The organism is Methanothermobacter tenebrarum, assembly GCF_003264935.1.
Taxonomy (GTDB): Archaea; Methanobacteriota; Methanobacteria; order Methanobacteriales; family DSM-23052; genus Methanothermobacter_A; species Methanothermobacter_A tenebrarum_A.
In genome coordinates, this window is the sequence record NZ_QLOE01000012.1 from 24,308 (window position 1) to 48,832 (window position 24,525).

Genomic DNA, 24,525 nt, shown 5'->3' on the forward strand with positions numbered 1-24,525 from the left:
CTCAACCCAATATTTATTTTTTTATGGGGGTTTCCCTATTTTGAATAAAGAAACTGCGGAAAAGCTTAAAAAATTACTAAACCTAGAAAAGGAACCAGTCGCAATCGCATGGTCAGCGAAAGAACCAGATGACATGACCAGAGAAAAAGGGAAGTCACGTTTTTGTGAAAAAGTAGATAAAGCACTTGAAGGGGAAGTATTTTATTCAACAGCCGAAGAAGAAGAATGCTTTGGAGGCGCGAGATACTCTGGTATGAAAGACCCCAAAGAGTTCCCAAAGAATATGAGAACAGGAGCATTCCTAGTTTCCATGGGAATCCACGATAGCATACAATCAGTCCAGAGATCATGGCAAAAAAACATGGCAATAGAACCAGGAATATTTTCAAGCATACTATTCGCACCACTATCCAAGGCAAAATTCACACCAGATGTAATAGTCATCATATGTAATGGTAAACAAGCAATGGAATTACTACACGCTAATGCATATGATAGTATTTCAGATCCACTCGGTGCTGATGTTGGCCCTATCTGCAGTACAATGGGTGCCTGTCCATACCTCACAGGACAGGTGACATATGGTTTCGCAGATGTTGGTTCAAGAAGACACATGAAAAACCTCAGAGACGAGGATGTGATGGTCAGCATACCATACCAGCACGTTAATAGGATCGTCCATAATCTAGAAGAAATGAAAGCATAGAATAGACACTCCCCTTTTATACAATTTTAGATTCTTTAAATTGGCATTTGAGATTTTAAACATTTTTGAAATAAACCCTACACTAGGAATGTTTTACTTTTTTTTTATATGAGAAGTTCATAAGGGAATGATACAATACTATAAAAACTTAAACTATAATAATAATTCCCAAGCTCAATTAATCTTGGGAAATAAAATTTTTTTGGTATAAACTGTGAGGGAGATGAACCAAATGATAAATAATCAAATTTACGCTGAGAAAATCCGAAATTTCATGAAGGACCATAATAAATGGATGGAAAATAGCATCAATTTAATTGCCAGTGAAAATATTACAAGTTCGCGGGTTAAAGAGGCCCTAACATCTGATCTATCCCATAGGTATGCAGAAGGCCTGCCAGGTAAACGATTCTATGAAGGTTGCTACTATATAGATAAAATCGAAGAATTGGCAATAGATTTATGTAAAAAACTTTTCAATGCAGAGCACGCAAATGTACAACCCACATCCGGTGTTGTGGCAAACCTAGCATCATTCTTCGCGCTCACAAATGTAGGGGACACCATAATGGCATTGGAGATCCCATATGGGGGCCATTTATCCCATGCGAGTGTGAGCGCGGCTGGTGTAAGGGGATTAAGGATCCAAGCCCACCCATTTGATGTGGATAGGATGAACATCGACCCTGAGAACATGAAAAAGAAGATAATCGAATTAAAACCCAAACTGATACTCTTAGGCGGGAGTCTTTTCCTGTTCCCACATCCAGTGGAAGAAGCAAGGGAAGCCGCCGATGAAGTGGGTGCCAGCATAATGTATGACGGAGCTCACGTACTAGGTTTGATCGCTGGTAAATGTTTCCAAGACCCTCTAAAGGAGGGAGCCGATGTTCTAGTAGGCAGCACCCATAAAACCTTCCCAGGACCACAAGGTGGCATAATACTATGTGGGCAGGAACTGGCAGATAAAATAGATGAGGCCGTATTCCCTGGGCTGGTCAGTAACCATCACCTGCATCATGTAGCAGGTCTTGGGATCACTGCAGCTGAAATGTTAGAATTTGGGGAAGCTTATGCGAAGGACACCATAAAGAATGCTAAGAAACTCGCTGAAAACCTCTATGAGTTAGGATTTAATGTTTTATGTGAAGATTTTGGATTCACAGAATCCCACCAGCTTGTTATGGATGTTTCAAATATTGGGAGGGCTGTGGAGATTGCTAAAAGACTTGAAGATAACAATATCATATTAAACAAGAATTTGCTCCCATGGGATGATGTTAACAAGTCAAATGATCCCTCAGGTATACGTATAGGCACCCAAGAGGTTACAAGGCGCGGCATGAAAGAGTCAGAAATGGGTGAGATAGCAGAATATATAAAAAGGGCGGTTATAGATAAAAAGGATGTTAAAGAGGAAGTTTCAGAGTTCATGTCCGAGTATACGAAAGTTCATTACGCATTTGAAGAGTCAGAAGCCTATAAGTATCTGGACATCATCTGATGGAGGGGACTGATTTAGAATGAAAATAGCCTGGGCATTCACAGGAGCCGGACACCTACTCCTTGAAAGCGTCGAAGAACTCGAAAAACTTGCAAAGGAGCATAAAGTCACAATAATGGTCTCAAGAGCCGCTGAAGAAGTACTAAAAATGTACGGCCTCTTCGAACGTGTTAAAAAATTAGAGGGAGGATACTATAGAGAACTAGTACTAGAAAGGGATGAAGGTTTCAGTTTCCCGATAACTGGGAGATTCTCCCTCGGCCGTTATGATCTGCTTATAGTATCGCCTGCAACTGCAAATACAGTGGCCAAGATAGTTCATGGAATAGCAGACACTCTCGTCACGAATGCGGTTGCACAAGCCGGTAAAGGCAAAGTCAGGACAATAATACTCCCAGTGGATTTAGAAGAAGGCGAAGTCGAGACTGTGATACCCTCAAAGTTAGAATTGAGTATTTGCAAGAGGTGTGAAACATGTAATGCCGCCGCGGCCTGCCCACAGGATGCGATAATACCAGGGGTGGAAATACAACTTTTAAAATGTATAGGATGTGGTAATTGTCAAAGGGCTTGTCCATATGGGGCTGTATCAGGTGGGAGTATCATAACACTTCATATGAGGAGTATAGACGTGGATAATACAAGGCGCCTTGAGAAGATGGATGGCATCCAGGTCATCAGAGAACCAAAAGAGTTTTGGGATCATCTATAGAACTCCATAATATCCCCTATCCTCGTCCCGGAATCTTCTATACTCCCCTGTGGAAGTTCTATTATATACTTAGCCGGCTTCTTGGGTATGTATATCTGCCATGGTTTTAGAGTGGCCAAGTCCACAACCCTTTTCTCTGAATCTAGGAATATGACATCTAATGGTATTTTCATAAAGAACATGTGTATACTCGAACCCCTACGCCCCCTACCCTCTGGCATCTCTAAAAGTAAACCCCTTTTTATATCTTTTTTAAACATAAAGCCTTTGAATCTTGAAATGAATGTATCCGCGATTTTCACATTACCAAGGCATTCGTTCCTGGTCCTGTTCAAAACTTTCATCGAGTCACCCTTTACTTACTGGAAGATTATAATTATTTATATTATCAGTTCAAAAAATCATATCTATCATAGTAATTATTTTCATATACTTGGGAGGTTACTATTGTGAGAAACATAATCGTAGAACCACTTAAACAGCCGTCAATCGAGGAGCAAAAAATAGAAATAGTAGAAAGGAAGGGTATAGGACACCCTGATAGTATAAGTGATGGTATAGCAGAATCTGTTAGCAGAGCTCTTTGCAATGCTTATCTCGAACATTTCGGGGCTATAATGCATCATAACACCGATGAGGTTCAGATAACAGCAGGAGAGTCCGCTCCAAAATTTGGCGGCGGTGAAATATTAAGACCAATAAACATACTATTAACCGGCCGGGGCATCTCAGAAGTTGACAATAAAAAAATAGGGATAGACCGTATAGCAATAGGAGCAGCTAAAGAATACCTGAAAGAAAATATAAGAAACCTCGATGTTGAAACATGCACTGTAGTAGAATGCAAGATAGGCCACGGCTCAGGAGAACTAAGGGACGTGTTCGCAAGAAGGGACAGCGCCCCATTATCCAATGACACATCATTTGGGGTTGGATTCGCCCCATTTTCAGAAACAGAGACCATAGTACTTGAAACTGAAAGGCTGCTAAATTCTAAAAAGTTCAAGAGAAAATATCCAGCGGTCGGCGAAGACGTGAAAGTCATGGGTTTAAGGGAAAATGATGAGATAACCTTAACAGTCGCAGTTGCCATGATTGACAAATACATAGCAGACCTTGAAGAATACATAGAAGTTAAAAACCTCCTCGAAGAGGAAATCATAGATCTTACCAGGAAATACACTGACAGAAACGTTGAAATATTCATAAACACAGCTGACAGATACGATGAAGAAAAACCTTCAGTTTATATAACGGTTACGGGAACATCAGCCGAAATGGGAGATGACGGCTCAGCAGGGCGTGGGAACAGGGCTAACGGGCTCATAACACCCAACAGGCCAATGTCACTGGAGGCTACTTCTGGTAAAAATCCAATAAACCATGTGGGTAAAATATACAACCTCCTAGCTAACCAGATGGCATCAGATATCATAAAAGAAGTGGAAGGTGTTAAGCAAGTCCATATAATGATCCTAAGCCAGATAGGCAAACCAATCAACCAACCCAAAACAGCAACATCCCAGATACTACTTGAAGAAGGTTACAAGATAGAAGACGTCAAAGGGGATATCTCAAGGATAATGGATGAATGGCTCGACAATATAGGGGACATAACAGAGATGTTAATAAAAGGGAAACTTAAAACATTCTAATTCTTCACAACATCCCCCAAAATGGGAGAGTTATCATGCCAATCCAGGAGGCTGAAAGAACATATCAACCGCACCGTATCGAAGAAAAAGTCCAAGACTTCTGGGAAGAAAGGGACATCTACGAGCGGATTAAAAGACTCAGAAAGGATAAACCAAGATATTCATTCCTAGACGGTCCACCATATTGCAGTGGCAGGATACACCTTGGAACAGCATGGAATAAGATTATAAAGGATGCATACCTCAGGTTCAAGAGCATGAACGGATTCTATGTCAGAAGACAAGCCGGTTGGGATGCTCACGGACTCCCAATTGAACATAAGGTAGAAGGGCTCCTCGGCATAAAAAGTAAAAAGGAAATAGAGAAAGTAGGGATAGAAAAGTTCGTGGAAAAGTGTAGAGAATTCGCAATTAAAAACAAGGAAATAATGACGGGACAATTCAAAAGACTAGGGGTTTGGATGGACTGGGAGAAACCCTACATTACCTTCGACCCAAATTACATGGAATCTTGTTGGTGGACCCTAAAACAAGCACATAAAAAGAACCTGCTCATAAATGACCTCCGAGTTATAACATGGTGCCCACGTTGTGAAACGGCCTTGGCACTGGCTGAAATAGACTACCATGAAAAGGAAGATCCTTCAATATACGTGAAATTCCCACTAGAAGAAAAGGATCATTACATCCTAGTATGGACAACAACACCATGGACCCTCCCAGCCAACATGGCAGTAACCGTGCACCCTGATTTTGATTATATCTATGCAAAAGCTGGTAAAGAAACATACCTTTTGGCAGAGTCCCTGGCAGACACCATACTAGAAGATTACGAGATAACAGGAAGGGTTAAGGGGAGTGAACTTGAAGGATTAAAATATGAGCACCCCCTCAAGGAAGAAGTACCATACCACAAGAATTTTGAACATCGTATCATAGTAGGAGAACATGTAACCCTTACAGAGGGGACAGGATGCGTGCACACAGCCCCAGGCCATGGACCAGAGGACTTTGAAATCGGTAAAAAGTATGGACTGCCAATATTCTGTCCAGTAGATGAAGCTGGGAAATTCAAAGAAGAAGCGGGCAAATACAAGGGCCAATTTGTAAAGGATGCCGATCCATCCATCATCCAAGATCTCAAATCAAAAGGTCTGCTATTCAAAGCAGGTACCATCAGGCACCGTTACGGTTTCTGTTGGAGGTGTAAGACACCAATAATATACCTTGCAACCCAACAATGGTTCCTGAAAATCACAGAAATAAAAGATAAAATGTTAGATGAAATCGAGAAGGTTGAATGGATCCCAAGTTGGGCTGGTGAAAGCAGATTCCGCAATTGGATCGAAAACGCGAAAGACTGGACAATATCAAGACAAAGGTATTGGGGGATACCATTACCCATTTGGATATGTGAAAAATGTGGTAAAATCAAGGTTATAGGATCCATCAAAGAACTTAAAGAAAACATGATCCAAGGAGAGCTCAAAGGCGACTTCATACACAGACCCCACGTGGACAGGATAATCTTAAAGTGTGAATGCGGTTCAAAAATGAGAAGAACACCAGATGTATTAGACGTTTGGATCGACTCCGGGGTCGCTGGTTGGGCTTCACTCTACTACCCAAAGGAGAAAAGCTTATTCAATAAATGGTTCCCGTATGATTTCATAACAGAAGGTCATGACCAGACAAGGGGTTGGTTCTATTCACAGCTTGGCTGTGGAGTCATAGCACTCGACCAAGTACCATACAAGAAGGTACTAATGCACGGCTTCACCCTCGATGAGGAAGGCCGAAAGATGAGTAAATCCCTTGGAAACGTGGTCGAACCTGAAGAAGTCATCGAAAAATATGGCGTTGACGTCCTCAGATTCTACCTCCTATGGGCCAATAAACCATGGGAAGATCTTAAATTTGTATGGGAAGAACTTAAAAATATTAATAAGATGTTCAACATTCTCTGGAACGTTTACGTTTTCGCAACCACCTATATGGTCCTAGACCGCTTCAACCCTTATGATCATGATGAAAAAGAACTTAAATTCAGGCCAGAAGATCAGTGGATACTATCAAGGATAAATTCAGCAGCTGATAAAGTGACAAGCGCACTTGAGAGACTCCTATTCCATAAAGCCACACGAGAATTACACGATTTTATAATAGAGGATCTTAGCAGATGGTATGTTAGGCTTATACGTAGCAGGACATGGATCGAAAAGGAAGACCCAGATAAGATAGCAGCATATTATACCCTCTACAATGTCCTTAAGACCCTAATAACTATAATGGCACCTATAACACCCCACTTAACGGAGGACATTTACCAGAATTTAGTAAGGGGCGCTGATCCAAACGTCCCTGAGAGCATACACATGCTAAACTGGGAATACAACCCAGAACTCATAGATGAGGATCTTGAAGAAAAAATGGATATTGTGAGAGATGTTATTGAAGCATGTGCACGTGCAAGGGACAAGGCAAAATACAAGCTCAGATGGCCAGTTAAGAACATAACAGTAGTATCTGAGGACAAAAGGATACTCAAGGCTGTGGAATCACTTAGGGATGTTGTTATCGAACAAGCGAACACCAAGGAGTTAGACGTGACCTTGGAGTTTGAAAGGATGAAAATACATGCCAAACCCAACCCAAAAACCCTAGGACCGCGCCTTAGAGGAGACATGCCCCTAGTAATGAAAAAACTTCAAGAAAAAGACGGATCCAGTATAAAATCCATCTTAGAAAGTGAAGGAGTATACACAGTGAATATCAAGGGCAAAGAGATACAATTGGGCGAAGAGGATATCATATTCGAGACAGAATTGCCAGAGGATATAGTGACAGCCAAATTCGATGGTGGGAGCGTATTCGTAGATACAAAATTAACCCATGAAATATTAAGTGAAGCCATGGCAAGGGAGCTCATACGCAGAATACAAGACATGAGAAAAGACCTAGACCTCGATGTTGAAGCACACATTAAAGTCGATGTTAACTGTAGCAACAAATTCAAAAACCTTGTGGAACCCCACAAAGAGTTCATTAAAAATGAAGTGAGAGCAGAAACATTATCATTTAAAGGAGAAAAGATAGGATACGCTAAAAAGTGGAATATATCAGATGAAAGACTTACCATATCAATCTCCAAATTATGAACCGGTGTTAAAATGGTTTTAACTGATGAAGAAATCGAATTTATAAAAAAAAAGCTTGGGAGAGAACCCAATCCACTCGAATATGGGATGCTCGACGTCATGTTCTCAGAGCACTGCTCATATAAAAGCAGCAGGCCCATACTCAAACTATTCCCCACAGAAGGCGAAAAGGTCATAATCGGGCCAGGAGACGATGCAGGAGTTGTGGAAGTAACACCAGAACTAGCACTAGCAGTCGGAATAGAAAGCCATAATCACCCTTCAGCCATAGAACCATATGGTGGCGCCGGCACGGGAATAGGTGGAATACTACGCGATATACTTTCAATGGGGGCCATGCCCATAGCCCTATTAGACTCCTTGCACTTCGGATACCTAGAAGACCAAAAATCAAGATACCTTTTCGAAAACGTCGTGAAAGGAATATCAGATTATGGGAATAGAGTGGGAGTCCCCACAGTAGCTGGTGAAGTTGAATTCGATGAAAACTTCAAATTCAATCCACTAGTAAATGTCATGTGCGTCGGCCTCGTTAAAAAAGATAAGATAAAAAGGGCCACAGCACCTAACCCAGGTGAGGTATTCCTATTAATGGGTGGTAGAACAGGCAGAGATGGGATACATGGGGTCACATTCGCATCAGAAGAACTAACAAGTTCATCAGAGATAGAGGACAGGCCAGCAGTACAAATAGGGGATCCGTTCACAAAGAAGATGGTTTTAGAGGCTAGTCTTGAAATAATGGATAAAGTGGAAGTTTCAGGAGTCAAAGACCTTGGTGGGGGCGGGCTCACCTGTTGCATTTCAGAGATAGTTGCAAAATGCGATAATGGTGCAATAGTAGAACTAGAAAAGATACCTTTACGTGAAGAGGGGATGACACCCTATGAGATAATGTTATCAGAATCCCAAGAAAGAATGCTCTTCGTAATAAAACCAGAAAACATAGAAAAAGCCATGAGGATATGTGAAAAATATGAGCTCCCAGCGGCCATAATAGGCAAAGTCACAGATGACAAAAGAATGAAAGTAATAAAAGGTGGTGAAGTAATCGCGGATTTACCAGCCAAACTCCTCGCAGATCCGCCAGTTATCATAAGAGAAGCCAGAAGACCAACATACACACGAGAAAGTATAAAAGTAGAACATCCACCACTCAAAGAGGCCCTCTTAAAGGTTTTATCTTCACCTAACATTGTAAGTAAAGAATGGGTTTATCGACAATACGATCATGAAGTCCAAATCAGGACCGTGGTCAAACCTGGGGATGATGCAGCGGTCCTAAGAATTGATAAAGAAAATGGGATAGCACTCACAGTAGATTCTAATAGTATACATACAAAACTCGACCCATACCATGGCGGTGCAGGTTCAGTGGCAGAAGCCATAAGAAATGTGGTTTCAATGGGTGCTTGGCCACTTTGCATAGTGGATTGTCTTAATTTTGGAAACCCTGAAAAACCCACTGTATTCTGGGAATTCAGAGAATGCGTTAAAGGCATGGCAAAGGCTGCAAGGACATTTAATACCCCAGTTATAAGTGGTAATGTAAGTTTTTACAATGAGACAGAAGGAGTTACGGTTAACCCCTCACCAGTAGTAGGGGTTGTGGGCTCCCTGAAACTTGACAATATAAAGACAATGGATTTTAAAGGAGAGAATGACAAGATTATAATCGTTGGTTCCACAAGGGAGGAACTGGGAGGATCCGAATATTATAAGAGAGTGCACGGACTCGTAACAGGAGAACCGCCAATTGTAAAGTTCAAGGATGAATTAAAGGCCGCAGAATCCATTCGTAACATTATAGAAAAGTTTGGTGATGGTGTTACGGCAATACATGATTGTTCTAAGGGCGGATTAGGAGTGGCATTAGCAGAGATGAGCATAAAATCAGGTCTAGGAGCCAAGATCAATACCATGAAAATCCCGAACAATTGCAAAAATCAACATCAACTCCTATTTTCAGAATCACATGGCCGGTATATTATAACAGTGAAAGAAGAAATAGCCCATGATATAATAGCAAATATAGGGGTACCATCTTCAGTTATAGGCACCGTTGGTGGCGATAATTTCCAAGTAGATGACTTTAAAGTCCCAGTAGAGAAATTACAGGAGACATATCATGGAGTGATAGAAAGGTACATGTAAAATCCCCCAATTTTTTTGGTGTTTTATTTGAGACATAAGCGAGAAATCCTAAGACAAGCTATACATGCTACTGGCATAATATTCGTGATAATACAGCCTTGGATCGGAGTTAAAAACCTTATTCTACTCGGCATCCTAGCAGCAGTTATAGGAGAGACCATCCGCCGATACGACCTCAGACGCCCCATACCTCTATTTTCACGACTATTAAGAACTTGCCGCAGAGATACTAGTGAAAGAGGATTCATATACTATTTTATAGGCTTAGCCCTCACCTACGCCTTTTTCGGGTCGTATATTCCCATTGCAAACGCCGCCATACTCATTCTAACAATCGGTGATGCTGCATCTACCCTCATCGGTAAACTCTATGGCAAACACCCACTACCATACAAGCCCAATAAAACATTTGAAGGTTCCATCGCATTCATATTCATAGGATTCATCGGAGCATTAACACAAGTGAACCCCCCAATAGCTTTTATTGGAGCGTTCATAGGATCATTAGTAGAAGCATATACTCCCATAGAGGATAATATCACCACACCCCTAATAGCAGGAGTTGGCATGTCCATCTTCTATCTAAACTTTATCTAATCAAAAAAAATTCCATAAAATATATAAAACCAAGTACAATACACTTTAATTGAATTTTTTTATTCTTTTTCGTGGGCGATGGTGTCAAACGTGTCTAGGGAAACCGACAAGAAAATGATGGAAATTTTAAGGATATTATCCGAACACGAAGAGATCCTCGGAGCGAAAGCAATAGCCAAAGAACTTAAAAAGAAAGGCTACAACCTAGGGGAAAGAGCAGTCAGATATCACATGCGCATACTCGACGAAAAAGGATTCACTAAACGCATAGGATACTCCGGCCGGAAAATAACAAAAAAAGGGTTAAAAGAAATAGAAAAGGGCCTCGTATACGACCAAGTCGATTTCATATTCTCAAAGTTCGAAGAAATGATACACAATACAAGCTTCAACCCGAACACTGGTAAAGGGAAGGTTGTAGTAAACACATCCACAATACCTCCCGGAGCCTTTCCTATTATCAAAAAAGCCTTCAAAGAAGGATTATGTGTAAGTCCACATGCAAGATTGGAGAAAATAGATGGAAATTATAAGATAATGACAGTATGTGGCACCACAATCGATGGTCTACTCCTCAAAGAGGGCATACCCATAATCCCAACCTTCGCAGGATTAGTTGAAATAAAAGATCATACGCCAAGAAGGTTTACAGAACTCATAGCATATAAAAAGACTTCAATGATGCCACTTGAAGCCTTCACAGCAAGGGAGATGACATCAGTCCTCAATGTGATAAAACATGGCGAAGGGATGATACCCGCCAACTTCCGCCTCGTACCAGAAACAGGCCGCAAAAAAGCCCTAAGAATATTGTATAAACTCCAAAAGATGAACATCGGGGGAGTCCTCAAGATAGGCGAAGCCGGGGAAAACATCCTAGGCATACCAGTAGATGATGGAATGGTCGGAATAGCGATCATAGGAGGTATAACACCCCTCTGCGCAGCCCAAGAGGCAGGCTATAATATTAGTATTAAAATGGCCGAGACCCTACTAGAATTTAACAAACTAGATTTAGTTACACGCCCCAGAAAATTGTTAAAAAAGCCAAAAAAGCCCAGTAAAGAAAAGATTAAAATCCTATTAACCAAGGCATGGAATCTAATACAAAAAGTAGATTTTGACCCTGATACAATAAGAGGAAAAGTTATAACTAACATTTCAATTTTAAAAAAAGAAGACCTTGACAGGGCCCTTACAATTATCCGAAGGGTGTGCGAGGAAAAACCAGAATACTTAACATCACCCTATTTTAGGATCATGGAATTAGAAGGGGACAAAGTAGGCATAGCTACTATATGTAGTTTAACAGTTGATGGAGTTCTCATAAACAGTGGCATAATGTCAACACCCACCTATAGTGGATTACTCGAGATAAAAGATGGCATGCGAAGGTTTGTTGAACTTACAGCATATAGTGGATCATCAGTCGAACCCCATGAAATATACATTTCAAAGGGCATGACAAAAGTATATGACCCTCACAGCGAATCTGATAGGATACTGGCAAGTTTGAGGGAGATACCTTATATTGCAAGGGAAAAAACCCTAAAGGTGACGGAGAAACTCAAAGAAGCTGGATTCAACATTTTCAAGGTTGGTAAAACAAACGAGATCCTCTATAATGCCAAGGTTGGAAGATATAAAGTGGGCATCGTCACACCAGGCGGTTTAAACCCCATTGCAGCGATAAAGGAAAATGGAGTGGATGTGAAAGTTAAAGCCATTGAATCACTCATGGATATAGATAACTTTTTTACCATCAAAGAAGATAGAGAAATAAGGTGATAATATATGGAAACCGAAAAAAGATGTGCAACATGTGAAGAACTCTGCCGTTACATAAAAGAGGAAGTAAAACCTGGAGACATTGTAAGATTGTCCCTTGGCAGGGTATATATCCCAGGGGAAGTTATAACAAACAACAATGGTATCATACAAGTAAAAATTGACAGTGAAATGATAAAAGGACTTACAACAATCGACGTGGAAAAACTCAAGGATTATCTCATAGAACTAGAACACGAATGTGAAGGTAATGTCTGCATAATAGAGGCAGTGGATGAGGAGGGTCAAGAATGAGTCAAACATTCCAAATAATCTCTATAATATTAGTAGGTTTTGTTGTTGTATCATTATTATGTCATATGCTTAACAGACACCCCATATAAAAAAATATAAAATAAAGGGAGTTTTATTTGGATGCTTTTATCTCCCTCACTTTTTCTAGGATTTTCTCCACAATTTCTTTATCTGGTAATAGGTCTGTTTCAACGACTTTTCTCATCCTTATAGGCACGCCTTCCATCCTATAAGCTGTGCCCTCTGCTTCAAGGCCGACGATAGCTGGTGGGATTATAATATCTGCTAATTCCGTTGTTGGAGTCCTGTGGGGTTCAACAGCTATCACTGGGATCTCTGTCATGTATTCAACAGCCTTCTGTGGGAAATGAGCCCCAGGGTCAGATGCTATAACCATCAATGCATCTGCTTCCCTGTTCTGGAGTAGATCATTCGCACCAGTCTCCCCAGGGTTGTATCTTGGTTCGCCAGCTGAAAAGTCGACACAGTATGGGAATCCGCTCTCCCAAGAAGCCACCTGGTTGAATCCGGTAACATTATAATGGCCTCTCATTGGTATTAGGTTGAATTTACCAAAGTCGTTCAAGTCTTCGGTTAGCATAATGGCCGTGTCAATGTTCCTGTGTTTTCCTCTACTCTGGGTTAGGCCCATACCCCAGAATAGTATCCCGAATTGGGCGTTTTTCATGATTTCAACTGCTTCTTCGATGGTTTCTCTTGGTATTCCTGCCACTTCCTCGTATAGTATTTCATGTCCTAATAGGTATGCTCTCATTGCATCGATAAGTTCATAGTCCCTGTCGAATTCTACCTGTAAGTGGATGTCTGCAAGTTTTGCGGTGTCTGTTTCCCTGGGATCTACTACGATGACTGTCCTGTCAGGTCTGCCACGTTCCCTGAAGAATCCTCTGGAGAATACATGCCGTGATATGTGTCTTGGGTGGGCGTGCATTGGGTTGCATCCCCAGTAGACTATAACATCTGCTCTGTTTTTAACTTCCCCGAGTGTACATGTGGGGTATCCCACGTCCTGTAGTGCTAGTACTGAAGGACCATGGCATACAGATGCTGTGTTGTCGATGACTGCTCCTGTTTCCTCTGCTAATTCCATGCCCACAGCATGCGCTTCACATTCAGTAGAACTCCAACCATATAATAGGGGTCTTTTGGCTTCTGCAAGGATCTCAGCGGCTTTTTCTATTGCTTCATCATAAGTTACTTCGATTAGTTCCCCATTTTTCCTTATGAGTGGTTTTGTATAGCGTGTTGCACCCTTTGTATGTACGAACTTGTTGTGAGCGATTCTGCAAGCGTTTATAGTACCTACTATTTCATTGTTTTCTACTTTACATATGATGTCGTCACATAGGGTTCCGCAGAAGGGGCAGACAACATTTTTAACATATTCCATGACGATACCTCCATCTTGGCCTCTTATGGGACTATATGGCCGTTACCTCTAACAGCCACGTATACTGTCCCTTTCGCGCCTTTAATAGCATGATCTCCTAGGAACTTGTAGAAAGCTCCGGGTATTGTTTGTCCATCTACTTCAATATCTTTTTCAACGCCTAGGTATTCGAATCCTGGGAGGAATTCGTTGACTATACCTTTTACTACTATTGTTCCTCCAGCCATTTCGGCACCGACCCTAGCAATAGCGTCTCCTTCGACTATGATAAGTCCATTGTTCATGTGTATTCCTGTCATTATGTTCACGTCGCCTTTGATGATGATTTTGCCACCGTTCATGTATTCTCCGATCTCGTTACCAGCGTTTCCATGGACTATTATGGTGCCGCCTTGCATGCCTCTCCAGTCTCCACGGTATGAGGATCCTACATAGTCTCCAGCATCTCCTAGGATTTCTAGTTCGCCACCCATCATGGTTTGCCCTGCCCATGGTCCGGCGTTTCCTTCAACTGTTATTTTACCACCTTTCATCTCAGCGCCGACATACATGTTGACATCGCCTTTTATGAGGATTTCGCCGGCGCTCATCCCTTCTCCTATCCTCTTTGTCCTGTCAACGTCGCCGTCAATGATTATTTTGAGGTCTGCAGGATTCTCGGATGATTCGCCAGTTACTTCGAAGAAGTCTGATAATTTAACAGGGGTGTTCCCATGGAGTATTTCAATGTTTTTGATCTCTTCGACAGTTTTACCTGCGAATACGTCAGGTTTTATGTTGGAGGCTTCTAATGGCACCTCTGGCTGGTCTAGAGGAGTTAATATTATCTCACTCATAACATCACCCCTTTAACTGGAGCAGACTTTGGCAGATATGTATCTTGTACAGGATAATTCTCTAGGTTTACAGAATAGTATTGTTTGAATTTTCTTTCAACATCAGCTAGGACTTCTTTGTATATGTCTTCTTCTACTTGGGTGTCAACCCAGTATGTTCTTCCATGTTCTCTTGTCTTGACAACGTTACCATCTTTTACTATTATTTTCCCATCTTTTAGGACGTAGCTTGCATTTTCGAATGCTTTTTCGATTTCCATGTAATCGTTGGATGGGTCTGTGGTCTCTGGGTTGATATCATATATTGCTATATCAGCATCTGCACCCACTCCAAGGTGTCCTTTAACATCACTTAATCCAAGGGCTTTTGCTGGTGTGGATCTTGAAACTTGGGCTATTTCATAGAATGTGTATTCTCTGTCAATGGTGGCTATGCTGCTCCTTCTCTGGGCCCAACTGTGCAATTTCTCTTCTATATATTCCATTCTGTATTTGTTACTCATTAGCCAAGCTTTGATCCTTGGGTACCTGGTGAATGGGCCGGCGTTTGGATGGTCTGTTGTAAGACAAACTTTGTTAGCATCCTTGATTAATAGGAATAATTCTAGGCCTATCCCCCATTGGACTGATGGGACCGGCGCTCTTGGCATGTATAAGAATGGGACTACACCTGCACCGGTTTCGAGTTCGACGTCACAGTTTGCCCATTTGAGGCCGTTTAGTGAGTGCAGGTCGTATTCCATTGGACCATCTGCTGTCATGGTGGTTGTTTCATCTAATGTTACTTGTCCAACGTCTATGATTAGATGGTCATGTTTGTTCACATAATCTGCTATTTCTGGGGCTCCTGATTCGAAGTCTCTCCATGTTGTCCCGGCATAACTATGGAATTGTACGTGCGTAGCATATAATATTGTATCTCTGCTTCCTACTGCCGGGTTGGGTTTTATGCCCTTGGGGACGTCAAAGGATGCGAGTGTTGTCTCGTAATTACCAGGGTGTCCGAGGTCGTTACAATGTAAGTGTATTGAATGTGGCATTCTTAATTTCTCATTGACTTCTGCGAGTCCTTTTATGATCTCTGCGGGGGTGATATCAAAGTATGGTGCGGGTTCGTGTATGCCATGAACGTTTCCACCCCATCCCCATGCTTCTGTACCTGCAGGGTTCACAAGTTTGATGGTGTAGCCTTTTGTGGCTTTTAGGAGCCATGATGCGTATGCTGCGCATCTGTCGATATCTCCTTCTTTGAGGTATTCCATTACGAACCAGTTGTTACCGAATAGTGTGTAGGCTGAATGGTCTATTAGGGGTGTGTCATGGAATTCTTCGTGTGTGTGTCTTGCGAGTAATGGTGGCATTGCAGCTTCCATTGCAGTGGTATAGCCCATCTTTGCATAATTGTATCCTGCCATGAAGGTTGAAGGGACTGAAAATCCGCTCCCGGCTCTTCCACCTTTAAATTTTGCAGCGGCTTTTTTACTGTCTTCTGGCCTGTAGGTTCTTCCTATGTTGACTTTTGGGCCTGCTATGTGTGCGTGTGGATCCACACCTCCAGGCATTACTATTTTGCCTGAGGCGTCGATAACTTTTGCATCGTCGCTGACGCTTTCAACGATTTTACCGTCTTTGACGCATATGTCCATCTTTTCCCCGTCAATGTCGTTTAGGGGGCAGTAAACAAATCCGTTTTTTATTATAAGCTCCATTTTTATCCTCCCTTAAATTTGACCGAGTTTGCCATAAACTTTTTTCATTAATGTGGGCATGTCAAGGACTTCTTCATCTGTTGGTATGACTTCTACAGGAATGTTTTTAAAGCTTGGTGTTGCTGTGGAGTCTGTGTTGGGTCTTACAACGCGATTGGCCCATGGCCCCATTGGAATGTATATCATGTCTTCTGGTAGGGCTTCTTTTGCTTCGGCAACTTTAACGACAACGTCTCCGTATTCTGAGATGACTTTTACGTTGTCGCCTTCTTTTACTCCCAGTTCTCTCATCATCTCGGGGTTCATGTAGACTATTGCAGCAGCATCCACGTATAATTTAAGGTCTTTCCCGGCTTCTATGGCTTGTCCTTGCCATATGGTTCTACCAGTATTTAGTATTGCTCTCATTCTGATTCCTCCAGTCTTATTGCATCTACGGGACAGCTTTCAACGCATGTTCCACATTTTCCGCAAAGATCTGGATTTTTTATGTTGATGACACCATCTTCTACTATCATTATAACTTCTACGTCTTCTGTTGGTCCTTTACCTCCTGCGATTTCAGGACTTCTTAGGGCATTTACTGGACATGCTACGACGCAGTTTCCACACCCGTGACAGAGGTCTGGGTATGCTTTTAATTCGATTGCCATTGGTTAAACCCCCATTATTTTGTTAAGGATTCGAATGCATTTTGCCATGCTTTTGATCTGGTTGGTGTGTAGTTGATGTTTGTCCTTTTGACTGTTATTGCATCTACAGGACAAGATTTTTCGCATGCTCCACAGTAGATGCAGAATTTTTCGTCTTTGTGGAGCTTTTCGGGTTTTTCTCCGGGTTTTTCCGGTTTGGGGAATGAGAGGACGTTACATGGGCATACCATGACGCATGTTTCGCATCCTTGACATTTTTCTTCGTCGAGTATTAGTTCGCCTTCGAATGGTTTTGTGACCTTGGCAGCGTCTACTGGGCAAATTTCTTGGCACCATCCACAGTTGACACATAATTCGGGGTCTATGTAGGATGTTCCTGTTATTTCTGGTTCTTCTATTTCATAGTCTCCGTATGGGCAGATTCTACATACTTGCATTATTGCGTCGACTGGGCATACTCTCTTGCAGATTCCACAGTGTACGCATTTGTCTTCGTCTACGTTGATGTCGCTTGCTATAACTGGGTTTATTGATGTTGGTTCTTCGTAGGTTATTTCGATGGCGTCTGCTGGGCACATTTCTTCACAGATTCCGCAGTAGATGCATGTGTCTTTGTCTATTTCGATTTCTCCCGTGACTAGATCTTTTCTTTCTGGGAGGTCTCTTGTTATGGTTATGGCGTCTTGTGGGCATGCTGTTTCACAAGCTTTACAGTTTATGCATTCTTCTTCGTCGATTTCGGCAGATTTTAACAGTTGTGGATATGCTGGGATTTCTTTTATGGATGTGCCATCTATTTGAAGATCTAGTGCTTGGAATGGGCATATTGAACTGCACATCCCGCATAGTACGCATTTTTCTTCGTCTATTGTTATTTTACCTGTTTCTTGTTCTGTCCTGATCATGGCACCTGTGGGGTTGACTTCAATTGCTTCTACTGGGCATATTTCTTCACATAATCCGCAGACTGCGCAGAGACCGTTGTTGAAAGACAATTTTCGCGTTTCTTCGCCGGCTCTTTCAACTGTGATGTTCCCCCCTTCCTCTATTACTTCTGTAGTCTCCATCAATCTTCTACCTCCTCAATTTCTATAGAATTTGTCGGACACATTTCAACACATATGAGGCAACCACAACACCATTTAGGGTTGATTTCTGCTTTTAGTTCATTTAGTTTTATGGCTTTCATAAGGCAACTGTCTATGCAAATTCCGCATCCGATGCACGAATTTTTCACTGAGGCTTTGAATTTTCTTTTTTGGCAAGCTTTGATTATTGTTCTTGTTTTATTTGTGTCCTGTAAGAGGGCGTAGGTTAGAAGTAGGAAGTCCCTTGGGCATAATTCCGTTATCACCTTTGCGACTTCTATCGATTTTATTGAAAGGTTTCTGCCGTTTAGGTAGTGGGAAACTGTGGATCTGTTGATGCCTAGTTTATTGGCTACCTCTTTTTGTGTGTGTCCCTGTTTTGTCAAGTTTATTGCTGCAAGGTACCTGAGTCCTGAAATTATATGTTTTGGCATCGGGTCACCATGTGTGCTAATCACACTTTTATGATTATTTTATTTAAAATATTTCTACCAAGAAAAAATAGAAAATTATATATACTATTGTGTGGTATGTACACGTACTATTGTGGGATTAAATCAACACAAGAAACCTTTAAAGCAGGCATCCCAGAAAGAGGATCCCTCACAGAACTTGTAAGACAATTGACAAGAGCAAAATGGAAACTCATAAAAGCAACACCCTCCATTAAAGCTTCATTAAATTTTACCTTCGCCTTAACAGCCCCTCGCCTTGACTTAACCAAAACAAAATCGCCTTCACGGACTCCTAGCCTCTCCCCATCGACAGGATTCATCTCAAGAAACTTCCAATCCTTAAATTTTTCAAGGCCCCTGACTTTACTCGTCATGGTTCTTGTATGATACTGATATAAACTTCTACCTGTAATGAGCATGAAGGGATAATCCTTGTCAGGAGTCTCAAATAACTTTAATGAGGGTAAAATGAACTTTGCTCTACCATTTTCCCGTGTAAAACCATCCTTATAAAGAAAAGTAGACCCTGGATCCTCTTCACTTCTACAAGGCCATTGTATTCCCTCACTTTCTAGTCTTTTATATGATATGCCGCTATATGATGGTACAACTTCTCTTATCTCATTAAATATTTCCCTAGGATTTTCGAATTCGAAACCAGCGGCCCCCATTTTCTTAGCGATCTTGGATATGATCCACCAGTCAGGTTTAGCATCTCCTGGTGGTCTAATAGCAGATCTTATCAATTGCACCCTTCTTTCAGTGTTTGTGAATGTACCATCTTTTTCTGCGAATGAACAAGCAGGTAAAATAACATCCGCAAATTTTGAAGTTTCACTGGGGAATATGTCCTGTACGATTAAAAATTCAATATTTTTAAGGGCTTCTTCCACACTCTTTATATCTGGTTCGCTTAAAATGGGATTTTCACCCATGATATACAATGCTTTTATTTTACCTTTGCATGCATTTTCAAAAATTTCAGGCAATATTATCCCTTTTTCTGTGGGAAGTTTGCAATTCCATTTTTTTTCAAATTTTTCCCTATGATTATCAATTGATTGATAACCTGGGTACATATCTGGTAGTGCACCCATATCAGAAGATCCTTGAACGTTATTCTGTCCCCTTAGTGGGTTAATACCAGTATTGACCCTTCCAACGTTACCAGTTAGCAGTGCTAGGTTACTAAGTGCAAAGACATTATCTGTCCCATTAACATGCTGGGTTATTCCCATGGCATAGATTATTGAGGCGGTGGGGGAAGATGCATAGAGTATACCAGCCTCTCTAATATCATCATGGGATATTCCAGTTAATAATTCTATTTCGTCCCATTCAAGACCGCTAAGATATTCCCTGAATGATTCAAATCCTTCAGTTCTTTCTTTTATGAATTCGTGGTCTATAAGATCCTCTTCTAATATGGCCTTGCACATTCCCAAAATTAGGGGAACATCAGTACCTGGTTTATTCCTTAAGTAAATATCAGCATGTCTTACAAGCTCTATCCTTGTTGGATTAACCACTATAAGCTTTGAACCATTTTTAACAGCTTCTATAATCTTATATGCGATTACTGGGTGTGTTTCGGTTGTGTTGGTTCCAATTGCTAAAATGCAAGCGGATTTTTTAAGTTCGTTGATCGAATTGGTCATTGCACCGCTCCCAAGACTTTCCTTTAAAGCTACGAGGGAAGGGGCATGACAGAGTCTTGCACAGTGGTCTATATTATTGGACTTCATCACAGTCCTTGTAAATTTCTGCAGCAGATAATTTTCTTCATTAGTACACTTTGCAGAGGCTATGGCTGCAAATTCATCCCCATTATATTTTGAAAGTTTATCTGCTATGAATGAAATAGCTTCATCCCATTCAACCTCTTTGAACTCGCCATCTTCCTTTATGAGAGGTTTTTCTAATCTTTCAATGCTGTTAACGAAATTTAAGGCGAATCTCCCCTTTACGCAAAGTCTGCCATTGTTAACCGGATTTTTAGGATCCCCCCTTGCACTGACAATCCTATTACCCCTGATTCCAAGGTAGATTCCACAACCCACACCACAGTATGGACATACTGTTTTAACTTCTCTTGATGGTTTCTCTGATTTCTTTACAAGGGCCCCAACTGGACAAGTTTCAACACATTCACCACAAGATACACAAGATGAATCTAATAAAGGTTTATCCATGAATGTACTAATCTTGGTTTTGGCGCCTCTGAATGCGAAATCTATTGCATTTACACCTATAATATCACATGATTGGACGCATAAACCGCAGAGTATGCACTTACCATTATCCTTCAGGAAGAATGGGTTAGAATCATCAATTGAATTGTCAATTTTAAGTTCCCTCAATTTTGCCAAATTCTCGGCATTAATACCAAGATAAGAAGATACATTCTCTAATTTACATTCTCCAGATTTAGGACATTTAAGACAATCCCCATCATGTTCATTTATTAACAGGGAAACTATAACCTTCCTAATCCTGTTAAGCCTATCAGAATCAGATGTTACTTCCATACCATCCTCTACCCGGGTTTCACATGCAGTTACAAGTCTGCCGTCAGAGGTCTCAACTAGACACAACCTACAAGCGCCAAAAGCATCCAAACCCGGCCTGAAACAAAGATGGGGTATGTATATATTGTTTTCCAATGCAGCATCCAATATACTTTTACCCTCATCTACTCTAATACTCTGGCCATCCAGGATAATCTCTATTTTCTTCTTCATAAAAATCCTTAAAATTTTTTATTTGATTGAGAAAATTTATCTTTATCTAAAAATAAATCTTTGTCCTGGTGACCCTATGAAGATACTTGGCATAATAGGCACAAAAGACACTGGTAAAACAACGCTTGTAACAAGGTTAATAAAAGGATTGACCGACAAAGGCTATAAGGTCGGAACAATAAAACATACTCATGGAAGATTTGACTTTCCAGGTAAAGATACTGAAATACACCGCAAGGCAGGGGCGAAATTAGTCATAGGAGCGGGAAAAGAAACATTTTTCCTCTCCCCAAAAGAAAAGAATATCAAATGGATAATATCAACAATACCATTTATAGAAGAAATAGATTTCCTAATCATAGAAGGATTCAAAAAAATGGAATTTGCCAACATATCCACATCTATAGAAAATGAATTCACCATAAAAAAAGTAGATCCATTCTCCCTCAAAGACGAAGAATTCAAAGAAATACTACAATTAACAGAAAAAAGAACCTATGGCCTCCTATTAGGCCTAAATTGTGGAAAGTGCGGTTTCGAATCTTGCGAAGAATTTGCACGGGCAAAGGTTAAAGGGGATGCAGATGATGTTAATTGTAAAAGCCAATTCAAAAGGGCAATGTTACGCATAAATGGCAATCCAATACCACTCAACCCCTTTGTCCAAAAAATCATGTCAGAGACCATTACTGGGATGGTTAAATCTCTTCAAAGAGAAGAAACCGAAATTGACAAAATAGAGATCATAATAAAATGGTGAAAATGAAAATCTATGACAACTATAACAGGCCGGTAACATCATTAAGGATCTCAATAACTACAAAATGCAACTTAAATTGTTTCTATTGTCATAAAGATGGTATAGTCCCCAGTTCCCAGGAGATGACAGCAGATGAAATAGAAAAAGCATGTAAAGTCGCATCCCGATTAGGTATAACCAAAATAAGACTATCAGGTGGCGAACCGTTGCTCAGGGATGATATAATCACAATAATAGAAAAAATCAGCACCATAGGATTCAAAGACATATCACTCACTACCAACGGCACACTACTTGAAGAATACAGTTCCAGACTCAAAGAAGCCGGCCTTAATAGAGTCAACGTGAGCCTTGACACGCTCGATTCCAACACATACAAGTTCATAACGGGTAAAAACCACCTAGAGAAAGTTAAAGCTGGTATAAAAGCCGCAGTTAAAGCAGGCCTATACCCAATCAAGGTTAACATGGTAATGATGAAAAATATAAATTCACATGAAATCTGGGACATGTTCAAATTCTGCCATCAACAAGGAGCCATACTCCAACTCATCGAACTTTTAACCACAGAGCAATGCCCAGGTAATGGTTTTGAAAAATACCATTATAACCTCGCCGAAATCGAAAAAAAACTCTCCAAAATAGCTGATAAAGTGAAAACTAGGAAATTCATGCAAGATAGGAGAAAATATTATATCAATGGTGGGGAAATCGAAATCGTAAGACCAATGGACAATACACGATTTTGTGAAAACTGTACAAGGATGAGAATAACCCCAGACGGCAAATTAAAACCATGCCTCTTGAGAAACGACAATCTCATTGACATGAAAAAAGCGCTTCAGGAAGATAACCTAGAAAAACTCCGCAGATTATTCATTAAAGCAATAAAAAACAGATACCCATATTATCAAAAAAATAAAAAGGGAAACCCCTAATTTGGTAGATAGTATGGATTCCCATCCCAGAAACTACTATCGATGAGACCATACCTGAAAAGCACGTAGCCAGTTGCCCCACCATTAAACGCGGCCATTATATCCGATTCAAGCTCCGCTTTGGGGATTGGTGTTGGATCGGAATCTGATCTATAAGTTTGTAAACCTGTCCACACTTCTTTCCCGCCGCACCTGTTCTTCACATACTCTGTCACTTCTTCTATCCAAGCTGTTGTCTCATAATAGTTACCCTTGTATGCCATTGGGATGAGCACGTCAAGATATGGCGCAAGCCGACCGTAATCCTGGCCATAAAGGTAAGCATTTGATGTTTCTTCTGGCATTAGCGCCGCTGATACTAGAATCGCTGGATTAACGCTTTTCACGGTCTCATATATTCTCTGAACCACTCCTGTTATAATATCTGTCGCATTTGGGAACTTATAGGCAGTTCCTGGATAGCGGATATAGTCAAGGTGGATACCACCAACACCCTGAAAACTTAGAAGCTCTTGAACCCTGTTTATCAATTTTTCAATATGGGATTCATTTGTGGGATCAACCCAATCACCGTTTTCTCGCAGACAGATTACCCATGCACTTACACGAATACCAGCATCTGAAGCGCCTTTAAGGAAGTTCAGAAGCGCAGTCCTATATTCCATCTTGGTGAAGGCCTGCTGTTCCAAGAATATATCTGTTATACCCTTATTCTTAAGGGCGGCGAAATTAACCTTGTCCATGGTATAAGCATGAACCCATATCGCACCATGTGCTATTGGACCTTCATTATTTTTTATATTAATTACTGTCACGTAATTTGGTAGTCTTCCGTTGGTGTTGTAGAAGTTTATTATCCTGCTGTAGGCGTAGATTAGGCTTTGGTAGTTTACTTTACCAATGCTCGTACTAACATAATCAGGGGATCTTTTGTTGGTTTCCATGAATTTTTTGATGCTTTGGGCCATTTGCAAATATTCTGTCTTTGTTAGCGTCCCAATCGCTGTGGTCTTCAATGGATCCGTCGGCGATTTATAATTATTAATAGGTACACTTATTTTCTGGTTAATGTTTAAGTTTATTGTTGTGGTTACTGCAGCGTATAAGTAATCATCTGATGTTATGTTCCTATTGTTTACCACGATCTTGGAGGGTATCCCACAATTTTGACTTACATAACTTGTTATTGCTCTAGCAATTGAAGATATCTCATTATATGATAACTGGGGCGTTGATGTACTTGGTATAGTGCTGATTTTCACATTTTTTATTGTCACAGAACTTGGTAGTCTTCCGTTGGTGTTGTAGAAGTTTATTATCCTGCTGTAGGCGTAGATTAGGCTTTGGTAGTTTATTTTGCCAATGC

Annotated in this window: 21 protein-coding genes; 11 read left to right on the plus strand and 10 right to left on the minus strand. The window is 40.9% G+C overall.

The features are described 5' to 3' along the window. The first annotated feature begins 40 nt into the window (after positions 1-40). From DPC56_RS07610 to DPC56_RS07620, 3 genes are all read left to right on the plus strand, one after another. Positions 41-706 (plus strand): DUF169 domain-containing protein, encoded by a 666-nt coding sequence (locus tag DPC56_RS07610; RefSeq protein ID WP_112094479.1) that lies wholly within the window; start codon positions 41-43, stop codon positions 704-706. Between the two features lie 232 nt (positions 707-938). After that, positions 939-2,210 (plus strand): serine hydroxymethyltransferase, encoded by a 1,272-nt coding sequence (glyA, locus tag DPC56_RS07615; protein WP_112094480.1) that lies wholly within the window; start codon positions 939-941, stop codon positions 2,208-2,210. A gap of 19 nt (positions 2,211-2,229) precedes the next feature. After that, positions 2,230-2,922 carry a dihydromethanopterin reductase (acceptor) gene (locus tag DPC56_RS07620; RefSeq protein ID WP_112094481.1) on the plus strand — a complete coding sequence of 231 codons (693 nt, stop codon included), beginning with the start codon at positions 2,230-2,232 and terminating at the stop codon, positions 2,920-2,922. Here DPC56_RS07620 and DPC56_RS07625 read toward each other — a convergent pair. Further along, positions 2,913-3,266 carry a DUF192 domain-containing protein gene (locus DPC56_RS07625; RefSeq protein ID WP_112094482.1) on the minus strand — a complete coding sequence of 118 codons (354 nt, stop codon included), beginning with the start codon at positions 3,264-3,266 and terminating at the stop codon, positions 2,913-2,915. The genes DPC56_RS07620 and DPC56_RS07625 overlap by 10 nt on opposite strands. A gap of 105 nt (positions 3,267-3,371) precedes the next feature. Here DPC56_RS07625 and DPC56_RS07630 point away from each other — a divergent pair, with 105 nt between their 5' ends. From DPC56_RS07630 to DPC56_RS07655, 6 genes are all read left to right on the plus strand, one after another. After that, entirely contained in the window at positions 3,372-4,577 is a 1,206-nt protein-coding gene (locus DPC56_RS07630; RefSeq protein ID WP_112094483.1) for a methionine adenosyltransferase, read from the plus strand. Between the two features lie 35 nt (positions 4,578-4,612). Continuing rightward, positions 4,613-7,735: an isoleucine--tRNA ligase gene (gene ileS, locus DPC56_RS07635; RefSeq protein ID WP_112094484.1), complete on the plus strand. Its 3,123-nt coding sequence runs from the start codon at positions 4,613-4,615 to the stop codon at positions 7,733-7,735. A gap of 12 nt (positions 7,736-7,747) precedes the next feature. Beyond that, positions 7,748-9,889: a phosphoribosylformylglycinamidine synthase subunit PurL gene (purL, locus tag DPC56_RS07640; RefSeq protein WP_112094485.1), complete on the plus strand. Its 2,142-nt coding sequence runs from the start codon at positions 7,748-7,750 to the stop codon at positions 9,887-9,889. Between the two features lie 27 nt (positions 9,890-9,916). Further along, positions 9,917-10,486 (plus strand): diacylglycerol/polyprenol kinase family protein, encoded by a 570-nt coding sequence (locus DPC56_RS07645; protein WP_112094486.1) that lies wholly within the window; start codon positions 9,917-9,919, stop codon positions 10,484-10,486. Between the two features lie 78 nt (positions 10,487-10,564). After that, complete coding sequence (locus tag DPC56_RS07650; RefSeq protein ID WP_181454427.1) at positions 10,565-12,274, plus strand: DUF128 domain-containing protein; 1,710 nt, start codon at positions 10,565-10,567, stop codon at positions 12,272-12,274. Between the two features lie 6 nt (positions 12,275-12,280). Continuing rightward, positions 12,281-12,568, plus strand: coding sequence for a DUF2097 domain-containing protein (locus DPC56_RS07655; protein WP_112094488.1), 288 nt, complete (start codon positions 12,281-12,283; stop codon positions 12,566-12,568). 112 nt (positions 12,569-12,680) lie between these two features. Here DPC56_RS07655 and DPC56_RS07660 read toward each other — a convergent pair whose 3' ends face one another. From DPC56_RS07660 to fdhF, 8 genes are all read right to left on the minus strand, one after another. Then, positions 12,681-13,979, minus strand: coding sequence for a formylmethanofuran dehydrogenase subunit B (locus DPC56_RS07660; protein ID WP_112094489.1), 1,299 nt, complete (start codon positions 13,977-13,979; stop codon positions 12,681-12,683). A 23-nt stretch (positions 13,980-14,002) separates the two neighbouring features. Further along, positions 14,003-14,815, minus strand: a complete 813-nt coding sequence (gene fwdC, locus DPC56_RS07665) for a tungsten-dependent formylmethanofuran dehydrogenase subunit FwdC (protein WP_112094490.1) — start codon at positions 14,813-14,815, stop codon at positions 14,003-14,005. Then, positions 14,812-16,524, minus strand: a complete 1,713-nt coding sequence (gene fwdA / locus DPC56_RS07670) for a tungsten-dependent formylmethanofuran dehydrogenase subunit FwdA (protein WP_112094491.1) — start codon at positions 16,522-16,524, stop codon at positions 14,812-14,814. Before fwdA ends, fwdC begins: the two co-directional genes overlap by 4 nt. 12 nt (positions 16,525-16,536) lie before the next feature. Continuing rightward, positions 16,537-16,932 (minus strand): tungsten-dependent formylmethanofuran dehydrogenase subunit FwdD, encoded by a 396-nt coding sequence (gene fwdD, locus DPC56_RS07675; protein ID WP_112094492.1) that lies wholly within the window; start codon positions 16,930-16,932, stop codon positions 16,537-16,539. Further along, positions 16,929-17,177, minus strand: coding sequence for a 4Fe-4S binding protein (locus tag DPC56_RS07680; protein WP_112094493.1), 249 nt, complete (start codon positions 17,175-17,177; stop codon positions 16,929-16,931). Before DPC56_RS07680 ends, fwdD begins: the two co-directional genes overlap by 4 nt. A gap of 14 nt (positions 17,178-17,191) precedes the next feature. Continuing rightward, positions 17,192-18,244: a tungsten-dependent formylmethanofuran dehydrogenase subunit FwdF gene (fwdF, locus tag DPC56_RS07685; protein ID WP_112094494.1), complete on the minus strand. Its 1,053-nt coding sequence runs from the start codon at positions 18,242-18,244 to the stop codon at positions 17,192-17,194. Beyond that, positions 18,244-18,699 carry a helix-turn-helix domain-containing protein gene (locus DPC56_RS07690; RefSeq protein WP_112094495.1) on the minus strand — a complete coding sequence of 152 codons (456 nt, stop codon included), beginning with the start codon at positions 18,697-18,699 and terminating at the stop codon, positions 18,244-18,246. Before DPC56_RS07690 ends, fwdF begins: the two co-directional genes overlap by 1 nt. A 107-nt stretch (positions 18,700-18,806) precedes the next feature. Next, positions 18,807-21,461 (minus strand): formate dehydrogenase subunit alpha, encoded by a 2,655-nt coding sequence (gene fdhF, locus DPC56_RS07695; protein ID WP_112094496.1) that lies wholly within the window; start codon positions 21,459-21,461, stop codon positions 18,807-18,809. 76 nt (positions 21,462-21,537) lie between these two features. Here fdhF and mobB point away from each other — a divergent pair, with 76 nt between their 5' ends. Both mobB and moaA read left to right on the plus strand, forming a co-directional pair. Beyond that, positions 21,538-22,221, plus strand: a complete 684-nt coding sequence (mobB, locus tag DPC56_RS07700) for a molybdopterin-guanine dinucleotide biosynthesis protein B (protein WP_112094497.1) — start codon at positions 21,538-21,540, stop codon at positions 22,219-22,221. A gap of 2 nt (positions 22,222-22,223) precedes the next feature. Further along, on the plus strand, positions 22,224-23,159 hold the full coding sequence (gene moaA, locus DPC56_RS07705) for a GTP 3',8-cyclase MoaA (protein WP_112094498.1): 936 nt from the start codon (positions 22,224-22,226) through the stop codon (positions 23,157-23,159). Here the strand turns inward: moaA and DPC56_RS07710 are convergent. After that, positions 23,156-24,525 (minus strand): pseudomurein-binding repeat-containing protein (locus DPC56_RS07710; RefSeq protein WP_281267931.1); only part of this gene is annotated, 1,370 nt, incomplete at its 5' end. The two genes, moaA and DPC56_RS07710, sit on opposite strands and share 4 nt — an antisense overlap.